Source organism: Flavobacteriales bacterium (assembly GCA_013001705.1).
Classification (GTDB): domain Bacteria; phylum Bacteroidota; class Bacteroidia; order Flavobacteriales_D; family JABDKJ01; genus JABDLZ01.
Window position 1 is genome coordinate 1 of sequence record JABDLZ010000207.1, and the last position, 6,760, is coordinate 6,760.

A 6,760-nucleotide genomic window follows, 5' to 3' on the forward strand; every position below is an offset into this window, starting at 1 on the left:
GTCAAGGTCAATGTGACCACCCCTCAGAACAAGGTCATCCTCAAGGATATGTACCTGAGTTTCTTCTACGGGGCCAAGATCGGGATCATCGGTCTCAATGGTTCTGGTAAATCCACTCTGATGAAGATCATTGCTGGGATAGAGACGCGCTATCGAGGCGAGGTAGTATGGAGCAACGATGGATATTCAGTGGGATATCTCCCTCAGGAACCTGAATTGGATGCAAGCAAGACCGTGAAGGAGAACATCATGGACGGGCTCAGTGAGATGACAGCCGTGCTGAAGGAATATGAGGAGATCAACAACTCCTTCATGGATGAGGAAGTGCTCAACGACCCGGACAAGATGAACAAACTCATCGAACGGCAGGCCAAGGTGCAAGACCAGATCGAGGCTATGGGAGCATGGGATATCGACCACAAGCTGGAACTCGCCATGGATGCCCTGCGCACTCCCGATGGGGATGCAAGCATCGAGAACCTCAGTGGAGGTGAGAAACGAAGAGTAGCTCTCTGCCGCTTGCTCCTTTCAGAACCGGATGTCCTTCTGCTCGATGAGCCCACCAACCACTTGGATGCAGAGAGTATAGACTGGCTCGAGCAACACTTAAAGCAATATAAAGGAACCGTCATAGCCGTGACGCACGATAGATATTTCTTGGACAACATCGCAGGATGGATCCTCGAGTTGGATCGAGGGGAGGGTATCCCCTTCAAAGGGAACTACACGAGCTGGCTGGAGCAGAAATCAGAGCGACTCAAGCAAGAAGAGAAGCAAGAAAGCAAGCGACAGAAAGTGCTTCAGCGCGAGCTCGAGTGGAGTCGCCTGACTCCCGGTGCCCGTAGGAGTAAGAACAAGGCCCGTCTAAACAACTACGACCAGATGATGGCCGAGGACACCAAGGCCAAGGAGGCCAAATTGCAGATCCCGATCCCCAACGGTCAACGATTAGGGAACCAGGTCATCGAGTTCGACCACGTGAGTAAAGGATACGATGACAGACTGCTCATCGATGACCTCTCCTTCTCTCTTCCACGAGCAGGTGTGGTGGGAATCATCGGACCTAATGGAGCAGGTAAGACCACCCTCTTCCGCATGATCATGGGCGAAGAGAACCCGGACGAGGGCAGTATCGCGCATGGTGACACCGTGCAACTCGGGTATGTGGATCAGACCCATCAGGACCTGGACCCTGAGAAGACCGTGTGGGAAGTGATATCAGGAGGAAACGAAGTGATAGAGATCGGAGGGGCACAATTCAATTCTCGTGCCTATGTCTCCAAATTCAACTTCAGTGGCGGAGAGCAAGGCAAGAAGGTAGGTGTACTTTCCGGTGGTGAGCGCAACAGACTCCACTTGGCCATGACCCTCAAGACCGAGGCCAACGTGCTTCTCCTCGATGAGCCTACTAATGACATCGATGTCAACACGCTCCGTGCCTTGGAGGAAGGTATCATGAACTTCGCAGGATGTGCCGTGGTCATTTCTCACGATAGATGGTTCTTGGATAGGATCTGTACCCATATCCTTGCCTTTGAAGGAGACTCTCAGGTCTACTGGTTCGAGGGTACGTACTCCGAGTATGAAGAGAACAAGAAGAAGCGTCTGGGCAATGAAGGTCCCAAGCGATTGAGGTATAAGAAGCTGGTCCGCTGAATCGATCATCTTTCATCCTATTTATCTTCGAAAGATGAAGTCTAGCCATTCCTTACTCGCCCTGCTTTTCCTACCACTCTTCCTTCTGGGACAAGAAGATCCTCAGGATATGCACTCCCGCTATCTGAATGAGAACATGATGCAATCAGGCATGTGGGTAGCCGATAATTCCGAATTCAAGAGTAAGAAAGAACCCTATGATCAATATGTGATAGAGTGGCGCCAGAGTCCATTGGGCAATAGTCTTATCGGTGAGATGTACGGCATGATCGATGGTGTACGGGCCGACAATGTTTGGGATTTTCAGAAGTACTGGGATCCTGCAAATCAAACGGCCATGCTTCTTCAGATAGGAGCCACAGGCCTGACCGGGCATGCTCCTATCCGCTATTTAGAAGACGGTAAGACCGAGATCGTCATGGAGTTCACAGGACCGGACGGTTCAGGTTTCACCATGGGGCACCGTTCTCACTACCCCGATCCGCTGACCGATGTCTCCGATTCATTCATCATCACAGCGGATGGCACGTGGACACCCGGGAGGAGCTATACTTGGAAGAAACAGCCAGACTGATACCGAACTATTCAATGCCTTTTTGACCCTCTGATCTAACGACCCGACCACCTATGGATATTCCCCTCAACACCTATCATAAACGAGCCATTACCGGTGGAGTCATTTCGCTGGTGATCATACTGGCCGGTGCATTTGTGACCGGAGAATTGAGTGGCTACGAGGCCAAGCAATTGATCAATGCGTCTGTCGCGGGACTCAATACCCTTTGTAACACGATCGTACTCGCATCAGCCACCATCCTTGCACTTCTTCTTACTCTGGTGAGTGTGAGCAATAAGGCAGACTCCAAGCTGGATGACCATTACTACAAACATGTACTCACCTTGGCGCGGGTAGATACGGTGGTCTTCATTTCGGCCATGATCACTTTCATGTTCTTCAACATTCCCCTTACAGAGTCAGACAATGTTCCTTCCAACTGGTTCAGCACCATATACTACACATCGTTGGTGGTGAGTAGTGTACTCAGTGCTGCCTTGATCGTGGTGGTCATCATGCTCTTCAATACCGTCTCTCAGATCATACGTATTGTAGGATTGGGTGAAGAAGAGAGTGAATTCCTCAAGTCAGAAGATGATCAAGAAGAGGAAGAGGACGCTGAAGAATCTCAATCTTCTTGATACTCTCTTCAACATACACTGATACATTCGTCCTAGCCCATTAAAACCATCTAGCATGAAGAAATTCTTCCATGATTTCAAGGAGTTCGCCATCAAAGGGAACATGGTGGATATCGCCATCGGTGTGATCATCGGTACAGCTTTCAATAAGGTGATCGATGTCATGGTGAAGAACGTACTGATGCCACCTCTATCCCTGATGACCGATGGCATCAATTGGCAGAATCGGAAATACGTCCTGAGAGAGGCCGAGAAGAATGCCCAAGGAGAGGTCATCACCACCGAGGTGGCCATGGAGTATGGGAGATTGTTGGAGACCTTGGTCGATTTCTTCATTATCGGATTGACGGTATTCCTCGTGGTGAAGGCCATGAACCGCTTGAAGAACCGGGCCGATGACACCAAAGATACCGAGGTGAAGACCCCCAAGAACATCGAGCTATTGGACCGTGTGGCCGACCTGCTGGAAAAGCAGAACGAGATTCTCGCGGAGAATCAAAATCCCGGCTCGGACCCGACTTCCTCCTGAAATGCCGTATCAGGTATACGTCATCGAGCTGAACAGACGCGTCTACAGTGAGAACAGGAAATTCAGAGAGGCCAATCCGCAATTCAATGGAGTGTTGGAATGTCTGTATGTGGGCATGACGAGCAAGACACCTCAAGAACGATTGAAACAACATAAGACCGGTGCTTTGAGCAAGAAGGGATACGATATCTCCTCTTCCATCGTCAAGAGATACGGGACCTATCTGCGCCCCAGCCTATACAATCATATCCCTCCTCTCAAAACACGATCTGAAGCACTGGACATGGAAAAGGAGCTAGCCCTGGAGCTAAGGAAGAAGCGCTATGCCGTTTGGTATAATTGACTGTACCACTGGCTTGCTCTGAGCAGATGGACCCATTGAGTCAGTCAGCTCACTCTTTGATCAGCGAGTGCTCGATCACCTGACCATCATCCAAGTAGATATAGGCCATATAAAAACCCGATTCCATCTTGGTCGCGTCCCAGTTCCAAAGGTGAGAATACTGGCCTCGGAGATGCTCGACCTCCTTCATGGCAATATCATAGATGATGATCTGCTGTATCCCCTCGCCCACAAATAGAAAATCACCTGAGGAAGGATTGGGATAGACCTCCACCCTTACATTCTCGACCTCATTGACCCCTACTGCGGTATTCTCTTGTATGAACTGATAGGATATCCCACATATGTCTCCACACAAGGTCAAGTAATAGATCTCCCCAGGCATGAGATGCGCTATGGCGAGTGTATTCACCTCGGGAAGCGAACTATATCCCACAGGTAGTTCGAGGATCATGTGCGGACTTGAGTCAGTCTCCGTCAATGTGGCTAGGAGTGATCCCTGGACACTTTGCTCCTGCCCTACTTCTATAGCTATGTCCACAAGGATGTTCCCCTGATCATCGGCAGTTAGTCGATATATATCCCCATCTGCATCTGTGCCGAAATGCAATCTGCCATCATATGAGAAGCCGGCAGAAACATCAATGGCGCTCTTCTGTGAATTATTGGGTTCGATATCGCCATCGAATACAGCTCCTTTGAATTCACATTCGATGCTGTATGAAGTACAGACCCAAGGGTCGAGCATGATGAGCCTGATCAACTGGGTGCCCTCTTTTGCACAAACGCTGAGTGTGGTGCTCTCCACCTCTTCCCAAGGACTTGAAGGGATGATAGAGGTGCTGAGGAGGGTACCATCGAATTCTAGGAATTCCACCATCAGAGCCGATTCAGACAGACTGGAATTGGAAACATTGAAGTCGAAGATCAATGTTCCGTCCTTCGGTGTTTGGACATAGAAGTAATCATCGTTGTCATCATTTGCCTGACAATAGATTCCCTGTGTTCCTGTGATCGACTGACCGATCAGGAGGGCGTCTGCTTCATGGACAACATCATTGGGTTCGGTCTCGGTCTGAGCTAGAGTAGAGAGACCGATCAGGAGGGCCGATCCCATAAGGAGGGGCCTCAATAGATTCTTCATGGCGAATAGGGTTGGTGAACATTGAAGGTAGATCGCTCACACATCCATTATTCCCCGGATGACCGATTACAGGAAAAGTCCTGAATAATTCAAGGAATAATCCCTTTCTGGCCTGAACCCAGAAGCCTTACGCTAGGTACCTTCAAGAGGTCGGGCCAAAGACCTACTTTTCACTGTAGACCTTGGGTTTAAGATAGGTACTCACCACGAAGTCTTCTGATACAGATTGTCCTCTAGTGGATCAAGATCGCTTTTCAGTCCTTTCGGTATTCTACCTGTCCGGATGCATTCTGAACGCAAACTACGGCCAACGATCCGTTCGACCATCCGCCCTGTCTCAAGGATCCGGTCGATATCCAGATTGGTCTGAATGCCCATCTCATCCATCATCACTACCATATCTTCAGTCGTCACGAGACCTACTATGTTGGGATCATTGTAATAGTACGACCCCGTACCGGCTACTGGGACCCCGTCCACGAAATTGGCGGGCTGACCTCCGATCCCTCCCATCGTGGATTCGAATTCGGTCGCTCCGGCCTGCAAGGCGGCCAGTACGTTGGCCATTCCCCAGCCTCGGGTCGTGTGCAGATGTACGATGTGTTTCTCGGTTTCTGGAATCTCATCCAAGAGCATGGAGAAATAGCGATAGATCCTATCGGGAGAGGCAGAACCGTCATGATCGGCATGTTCGACATCATCTACGCCCATATCCAACCACCGCTTGGTGAATCGTACCGCGTCCTTCAATCGTGTAGGTCCTTCTATGGGACATCCCCAGATCGTGCTGACGGTACCGTTGATCTTCAGACCCACTTCCTTGGCCAAGGGTATGTACTTCTCACACATCTTCCAATACGCATCCAATGAGAGACCAGAATTCTTCCGATGATGGGACTCACTCGTGGATACCATGACCAGGATCCTATCGGGTCCATACCCCTCTTTGCGCGCCTGTATGGCTCGTTCGATGGCCCTTTCTCGAATAGTCACAGCTGTTAGACACACATCTTCCAGCTTATCCCCGATCCGCTTGCTCTCTCTGATACCTCTTAAGACTTCATCGGCATCTTTGAATTGAGGCATTCCCTTGGGATTACCCATATTGGTGATCTCCAATTTCTTGAAGCCGGCCAATACCAATTCTTCTGCCAGCCAGATCTTTGCCTGAGTAGGTATGAATTGCTCTTCGTGCTGAAAACCATCACGGATGGTGATATCAGCTATACTCACTTTCTTCGGAAAATTCACGGGCAGAGGACTTTGATATAAAGACAACAAATCCTCATGTCGATAATTGTTCGGTGACTCCATGTTTTCGAACAAGTGATGTTGATCACCTAACTGATGCAGGATAGCGGAGATGCACATCTGTAAAAAGGAGGATACATTACCACCAAAAGATTGCGCTGCATGAAACTTTAGCCTATCTTATTTCGTATAACGATAGCGAGACCATTTGCTAACGACTGAACCACCATTGACCCGGCCTTTAAAAAAAGCCTATGCGATCAGTACGTTACGCTATCACCCTTTCACTCTCCATTCTATCACTCACCTTATCAGCTCAAGAACCTGAGTGTGGCACACACCGCACACAGACCCAGGGCGGATGGGGAACCTCAGCCTCAGGGAACAATCCCGGTGCCTATCGGGACGCTAATTTCAACTTGGCCTTTCCAGATGGAATTATCCTGGGGTGTGAGCAGACTGTAGCCTTTACAAGTTCCAGCGCAGTAGAAGAATTCCTCCCAAGCGGAGGATCACCCGCTGCGCTCTCTGCGAGCTATGTGGATCCAAGTGACCTCAACAATGTTCTGATTGGCCAGACTTTGGCCTTGACCCTCAGCGTGGGTTTTGATTTGTACGATCCATCATTCAGCAATTCTGA

At 49.6% G+C, this 6,760-nt stretch carries 8 protein-coding genes; 6 read left to right on the forward strand and 2 right to left on the reverse strand.

Going from position 1 to position 6,760, the window contains the following annotated elements; all coding sequences use genetic code 11:
- Positions 1-12 precede the first annotated feature (12 nt).
- From ettA to HKN79_08460, 5 genes are read left to right on the forward strand one after another with little or no spacing between them, the layout of a single operon-like run.
- Positions 13-1,656 carry an energy-dependent translational throttle protein EttA gene (ettA, locus tag HKN79_08440; GenBank protein NNC83592.1) on the forward strand — a complete coding sequence of 548 codons (1,644 nt, stop codon included), beginning with the start codon at positions 13-15 and terminating at the stop codon, positions 1,654-1,656.
- 34 nt (positions 1,657-1,690) lie between these two features.
- A complete protein-coding gene (locus HKN79_08445; GenBank protein ID NNC83593.1) occupies positions 1,691-2,230 on the forward strand; it encodes a hypothetical protein in 540 nt (179 codons plus the stop codon).
- Between the two features lie 53 nt (positions 2,231-2,283).
- Positions 2,284-2,853 carry a hypothetical protein gene (locus HKN79_08450; GenBank protein NNC83594.1) on the forward strand — a complete coding sequence of 190 codons (570 nt, stop codon included), beginning with the start codon at positions 2,284-2,286 and terminating at the stop codon, positions 2,851-2,853.
- A 55-nt stretch (positions 2,854-2,908) separates the two neighbouring features.
- Positions 2,909-3,382: a large conductance mechanosensitive channel protein MscL gene (gene mscL, locus HKN79_08455; GenBank protein NNC83595.1), complete on the forward strand. Its 474-nt coding sequence runs from the start codon at positions 2,909-2,911 to the stop codon at positions 3,380-3,382.
- A 1-nt stretch (position 3,383) separates the two neighbouring features.
- The gene (locus tag HKN79_08460; GenBank protein ID NNC83596.1) at positions 3,384-3,725 is read left to right on the forward strand and encodes a ribose-5-phosphate isomerase; all 342 of its coding nucleotides are present in this window, start codon (positions 3,384-3,386) and stop codon (positions 3,723-3,725) included.
- A gap of 49 nt (positions 3,726-3,774) precedes the next feature.
- Here the strand turns inward: HKN79_08460 and HKN79_08465 are convergent, their stop codons facing one another.
- Both HKN79_08465 and HKN79_08470 read right to left on the reverse strand, forming a co-directional pair.
- Complete coding sequence (locus tag HKN79_08465; protein ID NNC83597.1) at positions 3,775-4,869, reverse strand: T9SS type A sorting domain-containing protein; 1,095 nt, start codon at positions 4,867-4,869, stop codon at positions 3,775-3,777.
- A gap of 201 nt (positions 4,870-5,070) precedes the next feature.
- Positions 5,071-6,183: a pyruvate carboxyltransferase gene (locus tag HKN79_08470; protein NNC83598.1), complete on the reverse strand. Its 1,113-nt coding sequence runs from the start codon at positions 6,181-6,183 to the stop codon at positions 5,071-5,073.
- Positions 6,184-6,374: 191 nt separating this feature from the next.
- Between HKN79_08470 and HKN79_08475 the strand changes: the two genes are divergently transcribed.
- Positions 6,375-6,760: hypothetical protein (locus HKN79_08475; protein NNC83599.1), on the forward strand; the 386-nt coding region annotated here is incomplete at its 3' end.

Bases quoted from the DNA above. Each gene is read 5' to 3' on its own strand.
- HKN79_08460 (NNC83596.1), top strand. From the start codon at position 3,384: ATGCCGTATCAGGTATACGTCATCGAGCTGAACAGACGCGTCTACAGT.
- mscL (NNC83595.1), top strand. From the start codon at position 2,909: ATGAAGAAATTCTTCCATGATTTCAAGGAGTTCGCCATCAAAGGGAAC.
- HKN79_08450 (NNC83594.1), top strand. From the start codon at position 2,284: ATGGATATTCCCCTCAACACCTATCATAAACGAGCCATTACCGGTGGA.
- HKN79_08470 (NNC83598.1), bottom strand. From the start codon at position 6,183: ATGGAGTCACCGAACAATTATCGACATGAGGATTTGTTGTCTTTATAT.
- HKN79_08465 (NNC83597.1), bottom strand. From the start codon at position 4,869: ATGAAGAATCTATTGAGGCCCCTCCTTATGGGATCGGCCCTCCTGATC.
- HKN79_08445 (NNC83593.1), top strand. From the start codon at position 1,691: ATGAAGTCTAGCCATTCCTTACTCGCCCTGCTTTTCCTACCACTCTTC.